Origin of the sequence: Nocardioides sp. JQ2195, assembly GCF_012272695.1 — a bacterium.
Lineage (GTDB): Bacteria > Actinomycetota > Actinomycetes > Propionibacteriales > Nocardioidaceae > Nocardioides.
Genome location: NZ_CP050902.1, coordinates 2538667 through 2553496, shown reverse-complemented (window position 1 = coordinate 2553496; position 14830 = coordinate 2538667). Strand labels below are relative to the sequence as shown.

General features: G+C 70.8%; 12 protein-coding genes. 2 read left to right on the top strand and 10 right to left on the bottom strand.

Going from position 1 to position 14830, the window contains the following annotated elements:
- Positions 1 to 48: 48 nt before the first annotated feature.
- Genes ncot_RS12025 through ncot_RS12005 form a run of 5 tightly spaced genes read right to left on the bottom strand, consistent with a single transcriptional unit; the run spans position 49 to position 4297 of the window.
- Positions 49 to 840, bottom strand: a complete 792-nt coding sequence (locus ncot_RS12025; RefSeq protein ID WP_240937882.1) for a dihydrofolate reductase family protein — start codon at positions 838 to 840, stop codon at positions 49 to 51.
- On the bottom strand, positions 833 to 1777 hold the full coding sequence (locus ncot_RS12020; RefSeq protein ID WP_240937881.1) for a lysylphosphatidylglycerol synthase domain-containing protein: 945 nt from the start codon (positions 1775 to 1777) through the stop codon (positions 833 to 835). The genes ncot_RS12025 and ncot_RS12020 overlap by 8 nt, the downstream gene beginning before the upstream one ends.
- Positions 1774 to 2874 (bottom strand): glycosyltransferase family 4 protein, encoded by a 1101-nt coding sequence (locus tag ncot_RS12015; RefSeq protein ID WP_168617821.1) that lies wholly within the window; start codon positions 2872 to 2874, stop codon positions 1774 to 1776. Before ncot_RS12015 ends, ncot_RS12020 begins: the two co-directional genes overlap by 4 nt.
- Positions 2874 to 3254, bottom strand: coding sequence for a 6-carboxytetrahydropterin synthase (locus ncot_RS12010; protein ID WP_168617820.1), 381 nt, complete (start codon positions 3252 to 3254; stop codon positions 2874 to 2876). The genes ncot_RS12015 and ncot_RS12010 overlap by 1 nt, the downstream gene beginning before the upstream one ends.
- On the bottom strand, positions 3254 to 4297 hold the full coding sequence (locus ncot_RS12005; protein ID WP_240937880.1) for a zinc-binding alcohol dehydrogenase: 1044 nt from the start codon (positions 4295 to 4297) through the stop codon (positions 3254 to 3256). The genes ncot_RS12010 and ncot_RS12005 overlap by 1 nt, the downstream gene beginning before the upstream one ends.
- Before the next feature lie 410 nt (positions 4298 to 4707).
- On the opposite strand from ncot_RS12005, the gene ncot_RS19530 reads away from it, so the two are divergent.
- Positions 4708 to 6942, top strand: coding sequence for a CDP-alcohol phosphatidyltransferase family protein (locus tag ncot_RS19530; protein ID WP_206064955.1), 2235 nt, complete (start codon positions 4708 to 4710; stop codon positions 6940 to 6942).
- On the opposite strand, the gene ncot_RS19525 is transcribed toward ncot_RS19530, so the two are convergent.
- On the bottom strand, positions 6932 to 7789 hold the full coding sequence (locus ncot_RS19525) for a zf-HC2 domain-containing protein (RefSeq protein WP_206064954.1): 858 nt from the start codon (positions 7787 to 7789) through the stop codon (positions 6932 to 6934). The two genes, ncot_RS19530 and ncot_RS19525, sit on opposite strands and share 11 nt — an antisense overlap.
- Positions 7786 to 8295, bottom strand: coding sequence for a sigma-70 family RNA polymerase sigma factor (locus tag ncot_RS11990; RefSeq protein WP_168617819.1), 510 nt, complete (start codon positions 8293 to 8295; stop codon positions 7786 to 7788). Before ncot_RS11990 ends, ncot_RS19525 begins: the two co-directional genes overlap by 4 nt.
- Positions 8296 to 8519: 224 nt before the next feature.
- Here ncot_RS11990 and ncot_RS11985 point away from each other — a divergent pair, with 224 nt between their 5' ends.
- Positions 8520 to 8912: a hypothetical protein gene (locus ncot_RS11985; protein ID WP_168617818.1), complete on the top strand. Its 393-nt coding sequence runs from the start codon at positions 8520 to 8522 to the stop codon at positions 8910 to 8912.
- Between the two features lie 282 nt (positions 8913 to 9194).
- Here ncot_RS11985 and ncot_RS11980 read toward each other — a convergent pair whose 3' ends face one another.
- The 3 genes from ncot_RS11980 to ncot_RS11970 form a co-directional block, all read right to left on the bottom strand.
- A complete protein-coding gene (locus tag ncot_RS11980; RefSeq protein ID WP_168617817.1) occupies positions 9195 to 10556 on the bottom strand; it encodes an HNH endonuclease signature motif containing protein in 1362 nt (453 codons plus the stop codon).
- A 399-nt stretch (positions 10557 to 10955) separates the two neighbouring features.
- The gene (gene ppdK, locus ncot_RS11975) at positions 10956 to 13628 is read right to left on the bottom strand and encodes a pyruvate, phosphate dikinase (RefSeq protein ID WP_168617816.1); all 2673 of its coding nucleotides are present in this window, start codon (positions 13626 to 13628) and stop codon (positions 10956 to 10958) included.
- Positions 13629 to 14004: 376 nt separating this feature from the next.
- A complete protein-coding gene (locus tag ncot_RS11970; RefSeq protein ID WP_206064953.1) occupies positions 14005 to 14610 on the bottom strand; it encodes an ankyrin repeat domain-containing protein in 606 nt (201 codons plus the stop codon).
- Between the last annotated feature and the right edge of the window lie 220 nt (positions 14611 to 14830).

Below are 14830 nucleotides of genomic sequence, written 5' to 3'. Positions count from 1 at the left end.
GGCACGTCCCGCCAAGTCTGGCACGTGTCATGTGGCCGCGGGAAAGGGTCAAGGTCGCGACGGGGCGGGCCTGATCGCCGTGCTTGCCTCGCGCTCGGCCCGCGCGCTCAACGCGTAGCGCAGCAGCACGACATCGCCGATCGGGCGGCTCTCCATCAGGCAGGCGCGGTGATCCCCGTTGAAGGGGAACGGCCCCGGGCCGACGAACCTGGTCGCACCCGGCTTCCCGACGAAGATCGGTGCGACCACCAGCTGCAGCTCGTCGGCGAGACGGCCCGCGAGGAACTGGGTGTGCACGTCACCGCCACCCTCGACCATCAGTCGTCGGACGCCGCGTGCGTGCAGGTCCTCGCTCACCCAGCGCAGCGCGACCGGCCGCCCGGCGTCGATGACGGTGGCCCGCGGCAGCTGCTGGGAGGCCATGTCGCAGGTGTCGCTCGCGCAGTAGACGAGCTTCGGTGCCGATCCGACGGTGAAGAACCGTGACTCCGGGTCGAGCTTGGCGCGGTTGGTGACGGTCACCTTCATCGGCTGCTCGGGCAGCCCGGCCGCACGACGGCGTACCACGCGTTCCGGCGACCGCACGAGCAGGCGCGGGTCGTCGTGGCGGACGGTCGCGGCGCCGACCAGGATCGCGTCGCACCCGGCGCGCACCTCGTCGACCCGGTCCAGGTCAGCGGGGTTGGACAGCACCAGTCGCTCGTCCGAGGCGTCGTCGAGGAAGCCGTCGAGCGAGACGCCGCAGGACAGCACGGTGTAGGGCCGCCGCCGGTCAGTCACGTCGACCACCTCGTCGTGCACGTCGTCGCCACCCCGTCGACCACCACGAGGATCAGCCACGTCGACCACCTCGTCGTCCACCTCGTCGACAGCTTTGTCGACCGCCTCGTCGTCCACCTGGCAGCACGAAGAGGCCGGGCAGCGTGGCGACCGTCGACATCACGCCGAGGGTCACCGCGACGGTCAGGCCGGTGGCCGCGCTGGCGCCGTACGTCGTGAACGCAAGCGCCGCGATGCCCTCGCGCGGGCCCCAACCGGCGAGGTTCAACGGGATCGAGGAGCCGAGCAGCACCAGCGCGCCGACCGGGACGAGAGTGGCGAGCGGCAGGTCGACGCCGACCGTCGCCGCGGCGACCAGGAAGAGCAGCAGGTGCCCGCTGGTGCTCAGCACGGACATCAGCGCGACACGTCCGCCGGCCACGACGGCCGGGGTGAGTGCCGCCAACCCGGCCCAACGCCACGCGCCCGGGAGCACCAGGGCGCCGACCAGGCCGATCTGCACGACCTGGCCGATGACGCGTTCGGTGAGCACCGGGCGCCAGCCGAACACCCATCCCCGATGGACGTCGCCGACCACACCGCCCGGGACGGTCGCGTTGACCAGCTGCGAGCGGTAGTAGGCGCGGAACGCGACGTCGACCGGGATGCGCTCGTCGAACCAGCCGGCGACCAGCGACCAGCGCAGGGCGCAGCACCACGTCGTACCTGCGGTCACCACCAGCGCGAGCGCCAGTGCCCACGGCCGGATCGCCAACAACCCGTCGAGGAACGGGCCGGTGCCGAACTGCACTGCCAGGAGGGCCAGGAGCGCGACGCCGCCCGCGACCTGCCACCACCTGCGGCGGTTGGTGACCGGTTCGGGCGCGGCCCGTGTCGGGCCCTGTGTCGCGGCCAGTGCCGCGGAGCGTGTCGCCGCCACTGACGAGGATCGTGCCGCGGCCTGGGTCGAGAAACGTGTCGCGTGCCGTGAGACGCGGGTGGCCAGCTGCATCGTCATCGCGCAGACTCCAGAGCCCGGGCGACGTGGGCCGCCGTGAGTGACCAGCGGTGGAGGCTCGGTCGGCGGTCGCCGGCCGCGCGACGCAACCACCGCCGCAACGGCTCGTCCTCCAGCCAGCGGCGCAGCGCGACGGAGAGCGCGAACGGATCGTCGGGCCGCACCAGCATCCCCGGATGCCTGCCGTCGACGAGCTCCCCGAGCGCCTCCGGCACACCGCCGACGGCACTGGCCACCACCGGGACGCCGCGTGCGAGGGCCTCGGTGACGACCATCGCGTAGGTCTCCGCGCGGGACGGCAGGACCAGCAGGTCGGTCCTCGACCAGGCTTCGCTGAGCTCCTCGCCGACCAGCTCTCCGACGAAGTCGACCCGTTCGTTGATGCCCTGATCGGCAGCCTGCTTGCGGAGGGTGTCGACGTGCTCGGGGTCGACGTCGAGCGACCCGACCACGGAGCAGCGCCAGTCCAGGTCGGTGAGCATCGCCAGGGCGTCGAGCAGCACGTCGTGTCCCTTGGTCGGGGTCAGGGCCGCAACGCACGCCAGCTCGGTGCCCGCGACGGAGCCGGGGGAGTGTGGGGCCAGGTCGACGCCGGGGGTGGCCACGTGCACCCGGCGGGGGTCGACGCCGAGCCGGGTGACCAGGTGATCGGCAGTCCAGGCACTGGTGGCGACCACGGCCGGTGCCTCGGTCAACAGCTCGCGCTCCAAGGGCGTGCCGAACACCATGTGCACCAAGGGAACGACCCGTGCGGCGGAGGCCAGCAGCACCGCGGCCGTCCGGGATGCGACCAGGCTGTCGACCAGCACCAGCGAGTGGTGGGGGAGCCTCGCAAGCACCCGACTCACCTCCGCGACGGCCGCATCGCCCCGCTTCGGCTCGACCGGCCGGGTGTCGCCCTGTGCCGGCGCGAGTGGCCGGCTGTCGCCCCGTGCCCGCTCGAGTGGCCGGCTGTCGCCTCGCGTCGACTCGACGTCCACCTCGTGGGCGACCACCTGCCAGCCACCCGTGACGAGACCGGCGAGGACGTGCCGGTCATAGATGTTCCCGCCACTCGGTCGGGTGGAGAAGCCCTTCGGCACAAGGAGATGGAGCATCAGAGCGACCTCTCGAAGCTGGCCCACGCGATGTGCGACTCGTGCAGTGTGACCACCAGCCCGCTGAGTCGTCCGTCCCCGGAGAACCTCGCGGCGAGCTGGTCGGCGACCCACCGGGCCAGTGCTTCGGTCGAGGTGTTCATCCCGGCGAAGGCGTCGTCGTCATCGAGGTTGCGGTAGTTCACCGTGGCCAGCACCTCGTGCAGCTCGGAGGCAACCAGACCGATGTCGACCAGGATCCCGTCCGGTCCGAGCTCGGGCCCGCGAAACGTGGCGTCCACGACATACGTGGCGCCGTGCAGTCGTTGCGCCGGCCCGAAGACCTCACCCTCGAAGCTGTGCGCCACCATCACGTGGTCGCGGACGTTCACGCTGAACATCAGGCCTCCTGCTGGTCCGTGGTCCGGTGGGTTGGGCTCTGGTGGTCCGTGGTCTGGTGGGTCGTGGTCGGCGGGTAGGTGATCGTGTGGCACAGCGCCTTCCGGCGCCCCGTGCTCAGCTCCGCCATCAGCTCGGGCAGCTCCTCGAACGCCGACGACCCGCTGAGCAGGGCGTCGTACGCCGGGTCGCGCAGCAGCGACAGGGCCAGCTCGAGTCGCTCGCGATGCGTGCGCCGGTGACGGCGGCGCAGTGCCACCTCGCCGACCTGGCTGCCGCGCAGGCGCAACCGGCCGGAGTGGAAGGCGCTGCCCAGGTCGAGCCGGACCGGGACGTCGCCGTACCAGCTGAGGTCGACCACGGTGCCGTCCGGCGCGAGCAGGTCCAACGAGCGCTGCAGTCCGGCCTCGGTGGCGCTGGCGTGCAGCACCAGGTCGCATCCCTCCGGAGCCCTGGCCGGGTGGGCGAAGCCGACGCCGAGCGCGGCCGCGACCTCCGCCCGGCTCGCATCCGTGTCGACGAGGGTGACCTCGACGCCGGGGATTCCGGCCAACAGACGCGACACACAACAGCCCACCATCCCCGCCCCGACCACCGCGACCCGATCGCCCACCAGGGGAGCGGCGTCCCACAGCGCGTTGACCGCGGTCTCGAGGGTGCCGGCCAGCACGGCCCGCTCGGCCGGTACGTCGGCCGGCACGACGCTCACCTCAGCGACCGGGACGACGTACGCCGTCTGGTGCGGGTGCAGGCAGAACACGGTCTGTCCCAGCAGCGTCGGATCGCCGGCCTCGACCGTGCCGACGTTGAGGTAGCCGTACTTCACCGGCCCCGGGAAGTCGCCCTCCTGGTGTGGTGCGCGCATCCGCTCGTGCTGGTCACGCGGCACCCCACCCCGGAAGACCAGGGTCTCGGTCCCGCGACTGATCCCGGATCGCAGGGTGCGCACCCGGACCTCGCCGGCGCCCGGGTCCGGCACTTCGACCGGACGGATCTCGCCGAGGCCGGGACGCACCCAGAAGGCCCGTTCGTGCGTGTGGTGCACCTGCTGCTCCTCGCCCGGCGATCCCGGTCGCCCCGGTCTCGGTTGCCCGGTCTCCGTTGCTCGATCCCGGTTGCTCGATCCCGGTCGCCCGATCTGGTTCGTCCGACCTGGTTCGTTCGATCCGGTCCGTCCCGTTCGGCCGCCCGGGTCGGGGAGGGCTGAGCCGGACGGGCCGAACCGGAAAGGGCCGGACCAGGAGGGCCGGACCAGAAGGTGTTGAACCGGGGTGGTTCGCCGTTCGTGCTGGTAGTGACACCCAGAGACACGGAGGCGCGGTGGATCAGGTTCAGACGCACGCGGATCACTTGCCGGCAGATCCGCCGTCGGTACAGGGGTCGCCTGCGGATCCGTCGCCTGCGGATCCGTCGCCGGCAGTTCCGTCGCTGGCAGATCGCTCGCTGGCAGATCGCTTGCTGGCAGGACGCTTGCTGGAGGAGGAGCTGACCCGGGCCGACCTGGTCACCGGCTCGCGGTTCGTCCTCGCCGCGGCCCTCGCCGTCGCCGCTGCCTCGGGTGGGCCACGCTGGCTGATCGCTGCGCTGGCCGCCGCAGCGCTGCTCACCGACTTCGTCGACGGACGCCTGGCCCGCGCCACCGGCACCGTGACCGCGCTGGGTGCCCGCCTCGACGCAGAAGCAGACGCCGTCCTGATCCTCGTGCTCAGCGCCATCGTGGCCAGCGACCAGGGCTGGTGGGTGCTCGGCATCGGGCTGGCCCGCTACGCGTTCGGCCTGCTGTTCTGGGCGGTCCCGAAGCTCTCGACCCCGCCGCTGCGTGCGCGTCCGTGGAACCGGGTCGTCGCCGCAACCGTCGGCATCACCTTGGCTGCGGTCGCCGGGTTGTCCTCACCCGGGCTGGCGATACCCGGGTTGTCCTCACCCGGGCTGGCGCTGCCCGGGCTGGCGCTGCCAGGGTCGGCAGCGGGCGGGCTGGTCATCCCCGGGCTGGTCATCCCCGAGCTGGTCGCCCGGGTCGCGCTCATCGCCGTGGCGGTGCTCCTCGCCGAGTCGTTCCTCCACGAGACGGTGGATCGTTGGCGGTCGCCGCGGCCAGGGGTCACGGTCCGATTCGGCACGCTGGTCGCGCTCGCGGCGTGCTGGATCGCCCTGTCGGCACCGGCACTCGCCGAGCACGGATCCGTCAGCGCGCTGTTCCGGCTCCCGGTGGAGGTCGTGGTGGTGCTCGCTCTCGCGCTGGTGCCGCTTCGACGCCTCCGCACCGGATTGGCGGCCGTCGCCGGGGCACTCCTCGCCATCCTCCTGCTGGTCAAGGTGCTCAACTGGTCGTTCACCGCCGTCCTCGACCGCGACTTCGACCCGATCGGGGACTGGTCGCTTCTCGGGCCGGGCATCGACGTGCTCGGCGACTCGATCGGCATCGGCTGGGCCCGGGTGGTCGCGGTGCTGGCCGCGGTCGGCGTACTCCTCGTGCTCGTCGGCCTGCCCCTCGCCGTCGTTCGCCTGGTCCAGGTCGCGCGCGACCTCCGCCCGCGGCCGTTCCGGGCCGTGGCCGTGGTGGTCACCGTCGGACTGCTCTGCGCAGCGGCGGGCGTTCCCGTCGTGGGCGCGGGCACCACCGCCCTGGCGATCAGCGAGGTGGCCTTGGTCCGGGCCAACGTCGCCGACCACCGCGCCTTCGCCCGGGCGATCGCCGATGACCCGCTCGCCGCCCGCGCCGCGTCCGACCCGCGCGCACTGCTCGCCGGGCTCCAGGGCAAGGACGTGCTCGTGGTGTTCGTGGAGAGCTACGGCCGGGTGGCCGTCCAGGACACGACGTACTCCCACGGCATCAACCGGGTGCTCGACTCGGGCACGAAGCAGCTGACCGCGGCTGGCTACCGGAGCCGAAGTGCCTTCATGACCTCACCGACCTTCGGCGCCGGCTCGTGGCTGGCGCACGCGACTCTCCAGTCGGGTCTCTGGGTGGACAGTCAGACCAACTACCGCCAGCTCCTCGGCGCCGAACGGATGACACTGACCAGCCTGTTCGGCGCGGCCGGCTGGGAGACCGTCTTCGACGTCCCGGCGGACACCGAGGACTGGCCCGAAGGGCAGGACTTCTACGGATTCGAGCAGTACGCCGACTCCCGCAACGTCGACTACGCCGGCCCCAAGCTCGGCTACGCACCGGTCCCGGACCAGTACACGTTGGAGCACTTCCGGCGCACCTTCCTGGCGCCGACCGATCGTCGACCGGTGATGGCAGAGATCGACCTGGTCTCCAGCCACCACCCGTGGACCCCACTGCCGCGGATGGTGCCGTGGCGACGGATCGGCGACGGCTCCATCTACCACCACGCTCGTGGGCAGGGTCCGTCCGCCGGGAGCCTTCCCGACGCCGCGACGATCCGACGGATGTACGGCCAGTCGATCGAGTACTCCTGGCGGGCGCTGACCTCCTTCCTGACGACGTACCCGGATCCGAACCTGGTCCTGGTCGTCGTCGGTGACCACCAGCCGCACTCCTACGTGAGCGGTGACGACGTCGGGCACGACGTGCCGATCAGCGTGATCGCCCAGGACCCGGCCGTGCTCCGCCGGATCGCCGGCTGGCGCTGGGAGGCCGGCCTTCGACCCGCGCCGGACGCCGTCGTCTGGCCGATGGACGCCTTCCGGGACCGGTTCCTGGCGGCGTTCAGCCGCTGACCAGCCGCATCACCGGCCGGCCGTCCGACGTGCGTACGACGACGCGCGCGATGTCCGCCTTCGGTGCGGAGGTGGCAGCAGAGAGGTTCACCGTGCGACCGGAGCTGGCGGTCCAGGAGGCCACCTCCTCGGTGCTGCCGTCGCGCCGGACGATCTCCATCGTGTATCCGCGGGCCGATCCGTGATCTGCCTGTCCCGAGCCGTTTCCTGCACGCCCCGCGCCGTTGCCGGATCCTGGCTCGTAGCCCGGCCCTGCGTCGTACGAGCAGGTCAGGTCGAGCCGGGTGCCCCACGGCACCGACGTCAACGACACCCACCCGGAGATCGGTGCGGTGCCGACGGTGGTGAACTCCCTCGCCGCGGCCGTGGGTGGCGCAGAGGTCGGCGCAGAGGGTTGCGGTGTGGACGGCTGTTGGGACGGCTGGTCGGTGGTCCGGGTCGTCTCCTCGCCGTTGGCCGCGAGGTGGCCGTCACCGTTGCCGTCGCCATTGTGGTGACCGATGGCGACACCGACCGAGAGCGCGATCACCGTGACGGCGGCGGCGACTCCGCCGGCGTACCAGCCCTGACGGCGCCGTCGGGCGCGCACCCGGCGCAGCAGCGAGGGGAGCAGCGTGTCCGGCACCGGCATCGGCTGCTCGTCGGCGTCGAGGCTTGGCGCCGGCACCCGGGAGAGGAGTCCGGGGAGCCCGGCCAGCTCGCGCACCGAGGTCGCGCAGGCGGCGCAACCGGGCAGGTGCTTCTCGAACGCGATCCGGTCCTCGGGACTCAGCGCACCGAGGACGTAGGCGCCGTCCTCGTGCTCGAAGCCGCACCCGGTGCCGGGTCCACGCGTCGACCGGGTCACAGGCCGACCCCCATCTCTTCCAGGGCCAGCCGCAGGGCGCGCAGCGCATAGTGCGAGCGCGACTTGACGGTTCCCTCGGGGATGCCGAGCTGGCGGGCGGCCTCGGCCACCGACCGACCCCGGTAGTAGCACTCGACGAGCACCGCGCGGTGCTCCCTGCTCAGGTGACTGATCGCCTCCGCCATCGCCCACGACTGCAGGAGAGTGTCGGTCTCGTCGACCGGTTCCCGGGGCTCGGGCACCTCACCGGTGCTGCGCTCGCTCTGGTGGCGCTTGCTGCGCCACTCGTCGATGACCAGGTTGCGGGCGACCGTGAACAGCCATCCCCGCGACGACCCGCGCGAGGCGTCGAGGACCTCCGGGTGCTGCCAGGCCCGCAGGAGCGTCTCCTGGACGACGTCCTCGGCGCGCACCGGGTCTCCGGTCAGGTGCAGGCAGAAGCCCCAGAGCGCCGCGGCGTGCTCGTCGTGCAGCTTGCGCATGAGCTCGGTCGACACGTCGGCCATCTTCCACCTCCGACCGTGACACGGAGAACGGTGACGATTGGTTCAGATGATTGCTTCCGGCGGTTGCTTCCGCCGACCTGTTCCGGCGGTTGCTTGCGGCGGTTGGTCCCGGCGGTTCGGCCGGTGGAGCAATTGTCTCGCAGGTACGTCGAACCCGCGTGAGCTTCATCGAACCGGTGCCGATCTCCAACCGTGTAGTGGGTATCCGAGGAACGGAGAGAACCGTGACCAATCGAGTGATCGGTGCCCTGGCCGCTGTGGTGTCGGCCATCGTGCACCTCTATCTGTGGTTCGACGGCGTCAAGGACCAAGGCACCGTGGGAGACCTGTTCGTGGTCAACGTCATCGCCGGTCTGGTGATCGCCGCGTTGCTGCTGCGCTGGCACCACTGGATCCCGCTGATCCTGTTGGCCGGCTTCGGCGCCAGCACTCTTGGCGCCTTCCTGATCGCGGTCAACGGCGAGCTGTTCGGCATCCACACCGGCTGGAGCTGGTACGCGTGGCTGGCCGCCGCTTCCGAGGTCGTCGCCATCGTCTGCGGAGTGTGGGGCCTCTACCGCGAAGGTGCCGTGAGTGGCGGCCGCGTCGACCAAGGGCACAGGTCAGCTCAGCGCTGAGCCTCCAGCCTCCCGGCCGGCCGTCCGGTCAGGCTCCGGGCGTGCCTCCAAGCCCAAACGCGAACAGTCCGGGGGAGCACACACCGCACAGGTCGCAGAGCAAAAGACAGAGCGCGCCGGCCACAGCGCGCAGCCCACTGCGCACACAGGGCGCGCAGAGCTCAGCGCGCAGAGCTCAGAGCGCAGCGCACAACACAGAGCGCGCAGAGCTCAGGACGCAGAGCAGGGCGCAACGCGAGGTTCTTCCACTGACAGATCGCGAGCAGCCGGACGGAGCTCGGCCTACGTCCGCTTGTTGAACCGGACATCGCCCTTGGCGAGGTGTTTCACCCGGTAGCTGTCGTCGTGGATGCGTTGGTGGTGGTAGGAGCACAGGAGCATGCCGTTGGCGAGGTCGGTCGGTCCACCCTGGGACCATGCGGTGCGGTGGTGGGCTTCGCACCAGGCGCTGGGGATCGAGCAGCCGGCGGCCTGACAGGTGGGGTGCGCCTGGGCCAGGGCGAGTCGTTGCTCGACGGAGAAGAGTCGTCGGCGGGTGCCGAGGTCGAGGACGGCGGAGTCGCCGCCGAGAACTGCGGGAAGGATCTGTGCGGTGCAGGCGAGTCGGCGTACATCGCTGGCGGCGAGCCGACTTCCGTCCGGCAGGGTGCCGATGCCGAGTTGCCCGGTGAGGGTGTCGAACTCGGTGGTGATCACCAGGGTGGTGGCCATGCCACCGTGCTTGGGGAGCCGGTTGGGGTCCTGGCCCTCGAGGAAGGCGCACAGGGCTTCGCCCAGCAGGCGTTCGCGGGGGAGTCGTTCGCCGGTGTCGGGGTCGCGGTAGCGCGATGAGATCGCGCCGTCGGCCAAGGACCCGGCAGATCCGGTCGCACCATCTGGCCCACCCGCTCCTGAGGAGCCGCTGCCGTTCGCCTCGTGGCGCGGCGAGGTGTAGGCGTCGAGGATGGTCTTGAGTCGTACGGCCAAGGAGTCGGGGACGCGCGCCCGGATGTCGGTGGAGCCGTCACCCCGCTTGCGCATGCTGAGCCGCGCCTCGGCGCGGGCCTTGCGGAGCTCGGTCTCGAGCTTCTTCAGCTCGGCGTCGTCGAAGCCGTCGGGGTCGAGAACTTCGAGGATGCGGTCGCTCAGGTTCTTCATGTCGCTCGGGTCGAAATGGGGGCACTCGGTGACCAGGTGCTCCTCGGCCTGGTGGAGCAGCTCGGGGGTCATGTGCTCAAGGCGGCGCAGCTCGTTGAGACAGCGCACGATGACCTTGGCCTGGGCGACGTTCGCGGTTCCGCGAGCCAAGGCACTGCTGAGGATCGGGTAGTGCTGTTGGAGGTCGACCGCGAGGTGCTCGGCTGTTTGTTCGGCGGCGGGGTTGTTGCGGGTGTGGGGTGCGAGCCAGGAACCGACGCTGCGTGCACCGTCGGCCTCGGCCACGTCGTGGGAGTTGGCCATCACCGACATCCGGAGCGCTTCGGCCTGGTCGATCGCCCGGGTGAGCTCGATCAGGACCTCGCGCTTGACCTCGACCGGCGCGAACAACGGGTCGATGCCCTCGACGTCCTTCAATGCCGAGGAGATGTCGTCGACGCAGCGCAGCAGCGGGTGACGGACCGGACCGGGTCCGTCCTGCTGAGGCGCATCGTCGAGCATCGTCATGGAACCGACGCTATGCCGGATCCGCGACCGTTTCCCGAGCCGGTCGCCCTGCTGTGGACAGAGCGAGAACCCCACAGAGCTGTGCACGGAAACCGGCGCAGAAAGGTGCCGTCCGCCCCTGCCCGGGCGGCGTCGCACGGCGCTAGCTTCGGCGGGCTCGTCCGCCCCTGCCGGGCACCTCCGGGCAACACCCCGAGCAGCAGCCCCGACAGCCCCGAGCAACCCGTTACCTTCTTCATGGCCCCGCGAGGCACAGCACCGAGCAGCAGCCCCGACAGCCCCGGGCAACCCCCCCGGGGCAACCCCCCGGGCAACACCCCGAGCAGCCAGCCCCGGGCCCCGCGCCACGACGGGTCACCCCGGTCACCCCAGTCACCCCAGTCACCCCAGTCACCCCAGTCACCCCAGGGCGGACCGACCAGCCTCCAGCCGAGCGACCGGCACCCGGAACGGCGAGCACGACACGTAGTCGAGACCGACCTCGTCGAAGAAGTGGATCGAGGCCGGGTCACCGCCGTGCTCGCCACAGACTCCGAGGTGCAGCTCGGGGTTCGCCTCGCGACCCTTCGCGGCCGCCGTACGCACGAGCGTGCCCACGCCCTCGGTGTCCAGCGACTCGAACGGCGAGACCGGGAAGACGCCCTGCTCGAGATAGGTCGAGAAGAACGACGCCTCCACGTCGTCGCGCGAGAAGCCCCAGGTCATCTGGGTGAGGTCGTTGGTGCCGAAGGAGAAGAAGTCGGCAGAGCCGGCGATCTGGTCAGCAGTCAGCGCGGCCCGGGGGAGCTCGATCATGGTGCCGACGCTGAAGTCGATCGCCACGCCGGCCTCCTCCTGCACGTCGGCAGCGACGTCCATGATCCGCTGCTTGACCAGGTCGAGCTCACGCACGGAGCCGACCAGCGGGATCATGATCTCCGGGTGCGGGTCGCCGCCGGCCTTGATCCGCTCGGCCGCGGCCTCCAGCACCGCTCGCGCCTGCATGGTGAACAGGCCGGGGATCACGATGCCGAGGCGTACGCCGCGCAGGCCCAGCATCGGGTTCGCCTCGTGCAGGCGCTGGACCGCGGCGAGCAGCTTGCGCTGGCGCTTCTTGCGGTGTCCGTGCACGTCGGCCACGGCCATCGCCACCGACAGGTCGGTCAGGTCGGGCAGGAACTCGTGCAGCGGCGGGTCGATCAGCCGGATGGTGACCGGCAGGCCGTCCATCGATTCCAGGATCTCGAGGAAGTCGGAGCGCTGCTGGGGGAGTAGCGCGTCCAGTGCCTTCTCCTGGCCGGCCTCGTCGTCGGCGATGATCAGGTGCTCGACGAGCTCGCGGCGCTCGCCGAGGAACATGTGCTCGGTGCGGCACAGGCCGATGCCCTGGGCGCCGAACCTGCGGGCGCGGGCGGCGTCCTCTCCGGTGTCGGCGTTGGTGCGGACCTGCAGCCGTCGGGTCTGGTCGGCGTGCTCGACGAGGCGGGCGACCGCCTGCACGAGCGGGTTGTCGGTGATCTCCGGGTCCTTGTCGCCCTCGAACCAGCGCACCACGGCGGAGTCGGTCACCGGCACCGCACCCTCGAAGACCTCGCCGGTCGTGCCGTCGATCGAGATGACGTCGCCCTCGCGGATCGTCGTACCTCCTCGCACGGTGAACTCGGCGTTCTTCGTGTCGACGTCCAGCGCCTCGGCACCGCAGACGCAGGTGCGTCCCATGCCGCGTGCGACGACGGCGGCGTGGGAGGTCTTGCCGCCGCGGCTGGTCAGGATGCCCTTCGCGACCACCATGCCGTGCAGGTCGTCGGGGCTGGTCTCCTTGCGGACGAGGATGACGTCCTCTCCGCGCTCGGCCCACTCGACGGCGGTGGCCCAGTCGAAGACCGCCTTGCCGACGGCGGCACCGGGGGAGGCGTTCATCCCCTTGGCGAGCAGGTTGCGCTCGGAGGAGTAGTCGAAGCGCGGGAACATCAGCTGCGCGAGCTGGGCTCCGGTGACCCGGCGCAGCGCCTCGTCGAGGTCGATCAGGCCCTCGTCGACCATGTGGCCGGCGATCCGGAACGCCGCCTCGGGGGTGCGCTTGCCGACGCGCGTCTGCAGCATCCAGAGCTTGCCGTCCTCGACGGTGAACTCGATGTCGCACATGTCGTGGTAGTGCTTCTCGAGCTTCTCCATGATCTCGAGAAGCTCGTCGTGGGACGTCCGGTCGACCTCCGCCATGTCAGCCAGCGACACGGTGTTGCGGATGCCGGCGACGACGTCCTCGCCCTGCGCGTTCTGCAGGTAGTCGCCGTAGACGCCCTGGTTGCCGGTCGCCGGGTCGCGGGTGAAGGCGACGCCGGAGCCGGAGTCCATGCCGCGGTTGCCGAAGACCATCGCCTGCACGTTGACCGCCGTGCCGAGGTCGTCGGGGATCTGCTCCTGGCGGCGGTAGAGCGCCGCGCGGTCGGTGTTCCACGAGTCGAAGACCGCGTTGACCGCGAGGTCCAGCTGCTCGCGCGGGTCCTGCGGGAACGCACGACCGGCGTGCTCCTCGATCAACTGCTTGTACGTCGCCACAAGGTCGCGCAGGTCGTCGGTGTCGAGGTCGAGGTCCTCGTCGGTTCCCTTGGCCTTCTTCGCCGCGTCGAGGGCCTCGGAGAACACCGCGCTCTCGATGCCGAGCACCGTGGCGCCGAACATCTGCAGCAGCCGGCGGTAGGAGTCCTGGGCGAAGCGGGAGTCGTCGCTCTGACGGGCCAGGCCCTCGACGGACTCGTCGTTGAGGCCCACGTTGAGGACCGTCTCCATCATCCCGGGCATCGAGAACTTCGCGCCGCTGCGCACGCTGACCAGCAGGGGGTCGCCGGCGTCACCGAGCTTGCGTTCCATCGTCTCCTCCAGCGCGACGAGGCGCTCGGAGACCTGCTCCGCGAGTCCGGCGGGGTCGCCGCCCTCCTGCAGGTAGGCACGGCAGGCTTCGGTGGTGATGGTGAAGCCGGGCGGCACCGGGAGACCGAGGTTGGTCATCTCGGCAAGGTTGGCGCCCTTGCCCCCGAGGAGGTCCTTCTGGTCCTTGCTGCCCTGGCTGAAGTCGAACACATACGCGGTCATGAACCGATCATCCCGCGTCCGCCCCGCGGCGCAACAGCGGGTCGTTCCACTGCCCGGCTCGTCACCCGCTTGTCGAATGCTCGCCGAGGCTCCGCCCCCTTCGTTGGTCGAGTGCCGCCGAGGCTCCGCCCCCTTCGTTGGTCGAGTGCCGCCGAGGCTCAGCCCCCTTCGTTGGTCGAGTGCCGCCGAGGCTCCGCCCCCTTCGCTGGTCGAGTGCCGCCGAGGCACGAGGCGGTGTATCGAGACCAGCCCCGCCGAGGCACGAGGCGGTGTATCGAGACCAGCGCCCCAACTCGCGTGGCCCACTCGGTCTCGACTGCCCACGCGCTGCGCTTCTTGCTCGATCAGCCGCGACCTCGATCAGCGGTGGACTCGATCAGCGGCGGATCGCGCGATCGATCGCCGCCACGATCTCGTCGTACCCACGATCGGCGGCCAGCTGCCGGGGGAGTACGCCGTCCCCGTCCCTGATGGAAGGATCAGCACCGGCCTCGAGCAGCATCTCGACGACCTTCACGTGGTCGTCGGATCCGTTGCCGAGCACGATCGCCTCGTGCATCGCAGTCCAGCCGAGATTGTTGATGTGGTTCACCGGTGACCTGGCCTTCAACAGGATCCGCACCGTGGCCACATGTGCGTGCTCGCTGGCCGGGATCAGCGCCGTACCGCCATACCGATTCGTGCTCTTCACGTCGGCGCCCTTCTCCAAGGTCATCCGCAGGATCTCGTTGAGACCCTCGGCGCCGGCATACAGGAAGGCGGAGTCCTCCATGTCGTCCTTGGCGTCCGGGTCGGCCCCCGCGTCCAACAGGGCACGGGCGATCTCGATCCGGTTCGTCTTGGTGGCCACCACCAGAGGCGTACGTCCCTCGTCGTTGCGCACCTCGAGGTCGGCGCGATGGGCGATCGCCTCCTGCACGCCCTCGAGGTCGCCGCGAGCCGTGGCGCGGGTGAGCAGGGCGGTGGCCTGGCGCCGGTTCATGGTTGGCTCCGTGGCGGTCGGCGATGCGGAGGAGGAAGCGGCAGCAGAGTCGGATGCCGGAGATGAGGACGAAGCAGAGGCCGTCGGGCTCGAGGAATCGTCCGAGGAGTTCTCCGAAGGATCCGCCGGGGACGACTCGCTTCCGCACGCCGCCAGAATGAACCCCAGGACGAGTACGCCGGCAGCGACACCGACGCGCGCGGTGCGATGCGGTTCCATG

Coding starts and splice junctions, on each gene's coding strand:
- ncot_RS12010 (WP_168617820.1), bottom strand. CDS start 3,254: ATGTTCAGCGTGAACGTCCGCGACCACGTGATGGTGGCGCACAGCTTC.
- ncot_RS11970 (WP_206064953.1), bottom strand. CDS start 14,610: ATGAACCGGCGCCAGGCCACCGCCCTGCTCACCCGCGCCACGGCTCGC.
- ncot_RS11980 (WP_168617817.1), bottom strand. CDS start 10,556: ATGACGATGCTCGACGATGCGCCTCAGCAGGACGGACCCGGTCCGGTC.
- ncot_RS11990 (WP_168617819.1), bottom strand. CDS start 8,295: ATGGCCGACGTGTCGACCGAGCTCATGCGCAAGCTGCACGACGAGCAC.
- ppdK (WP_168617816.1), bottom strand. CDS start 13,628: ATGACCGCGTATGTGTTCGACTTCAGCCAGGGCAGCAAGGACCAGAAG.
- ncot_RS12015 (WP_168617821.1), bottom strand. CDS start 2,874: ATGCTCCATCTCCTTGTGCCGAAGGGCTTCTCCACCCGACCGAGTGGC.
- ncot_RS12020 (WP_240937881.1), bottom strand. CDS start 1,777: ATGACGATGCAGCTGGCCACCCGCGTCTCACGGCACGCGACACGTTTC.